The sequence below is a fragment of the Cupriavidus mimosae genome, from assembly GCF_023952485.1.
Lineage (GTDB): Bacteria > Pseudomonadota > Gammaproteobacteria > Burkholderiales > Burkholderiaceae > Cupriavidus > Cupriavidus taiwanensis_C.
Map to the genome: position 1 here is coordinate 1 of NZ_JALHRY010000075.1, position 1427 is coordinate 1427.

Consider the following 1427-nt stretch of genomic DNA (forward strand, 5'->3'; position numbering starts at 1 on the left):
CCAATCCACCCAAGTTTAGCCGTCAATAGAATCGCGATTTGCCCCCGCGAACGCTTGACATGTGACGAGGTTCGAGCGGCCGCCGCCCTGCTTGCGCTGGCTGTTTAGCGCAAGCAGGGCGGCGGCCAATAGAGGATCGCTTCTCGATCTTCGCTTGGCTCTCATGCCCCTGACCGATTTGTTCGCTTCGCTTACCGAATATCTGCACACCAAGGTCTTTCACGATCTTGCTCGCCATCCCGAACGACCCTCCGCATTCACCCGTCAGCGCAAGCTCACTCTGCCGACACTGATCGCCTTCATGCTTGGCAACTTGCGCATGGGCGTACAAGCCGAACTCGATCAATTCTTCGCCGCGCTCGCGCGCCAGAACATCTTGCGCCGTTGCGTCAGTGAACAAGCCTTCGCCCAGGCTCGCAGCAAACTCAGCGGCGATGTCTTTGCTCACCTCAATGACTGGCTGCTTCGGCAGGTGTCAGACCATTTGCCGCGCTGGCATGGCTTTCGGCTAGTCGCCGCGGACGCCTCACACCTGCGTTTCGCCATCCGCCACAGCCATCTGCCTCGAGCCGCCACTCGCGATCAACTCGCCTTCGGCCTATACCTGCCCGGGGCCGAGATCATGCTCGCCGCCTCACTGCACAGCGTGCACGAGAACGAACGCCAGATCCTGTTCGAGCATCTGGACCGCCTGCAATCCGACGACTTGCTCTTGCTCGATCGCGGCTACCCCGCCCGCTGGCTGGTGGCCGTGCTCAACCAACGAAAAATCCCTTTCTGCATGCGCGCCGACGGTAGCGGCTTTGCTGCCGTGCGGCACTTCGTCCGCTCCGGTCGCGACGAGGCCATCGTCACGCTCCCGGCTCCAGCCCGAAATGACGCGCGCGACTATGAGTGTGCGGCTACTCCGCAGACCGTCCGGCTGATCCGGCAGATCTCGCCAGCCGGCAAGGTGCGCGTGCTCATCACCAATCTGCTCGACATGCACCACTATCCGGCTGCCACCTTCCGCGATCTCTATCACCAGCGCTGGCGCCTCGAGGAGGCGTTCAAACGCCTCAAACACCGCATGGCACTCGAACATCTGTCCGGCCTCTCGCAGTTGGCCGCCAGGCAGGACTTCGGCGCCAAAATCCTATGTGACAACCTGCACGCCCTATGCTGCCTCACCGCCGCGCAGGAACATGACATTGACTCGGACCATCGGATCAACCGTACCTACGCCATTACCGCGCTCAAACCTGTCCTGCCTGCGGTTCTGCTCGGCCTGCGCTGGGCCAGGGCTGCTCTGAATGAGACCTTGGCCTTGATCGCAACACGTATCCATCGCGTGCGACCGGATCGCGCCAAGCCCCGTCCGCCTCGCCAGAAGCCTCATCATGCTGCCTATAAGGCTTGTTGATGCTTACAGTAACTTGGGTGGATTG

1 protein-coding gene is annotated in these 1427 nt (G+C 61.5%); it reads left to right on the top strand.

Annotated features, from left to right (window positions below; genetic code table 11):
• Window positions 1–163: 163 nt before the first annotated feature.
• Complete coding sequence (locus tag MKD50_RS30325; RefSeq protein ID WP_012354743.1) at window positions 164–1402, top strand: IS4 family transposase; 1239 nt, start codon at window positions 164–166, stop codon at window positions 1400–1402.
• Window positions 1403–1427: the final 25 nt, after the last annotated feature.

Bases quoted from the DNA above. Each gene is read 5' to 3' on its own strand.
- MKD50_RS30325 (WP_012354743.1), top strand. From the start codon at position 164: ATGCCCCTGACCGATTTGTTCGCTTCGCTTACCGAATATCTGCACACC.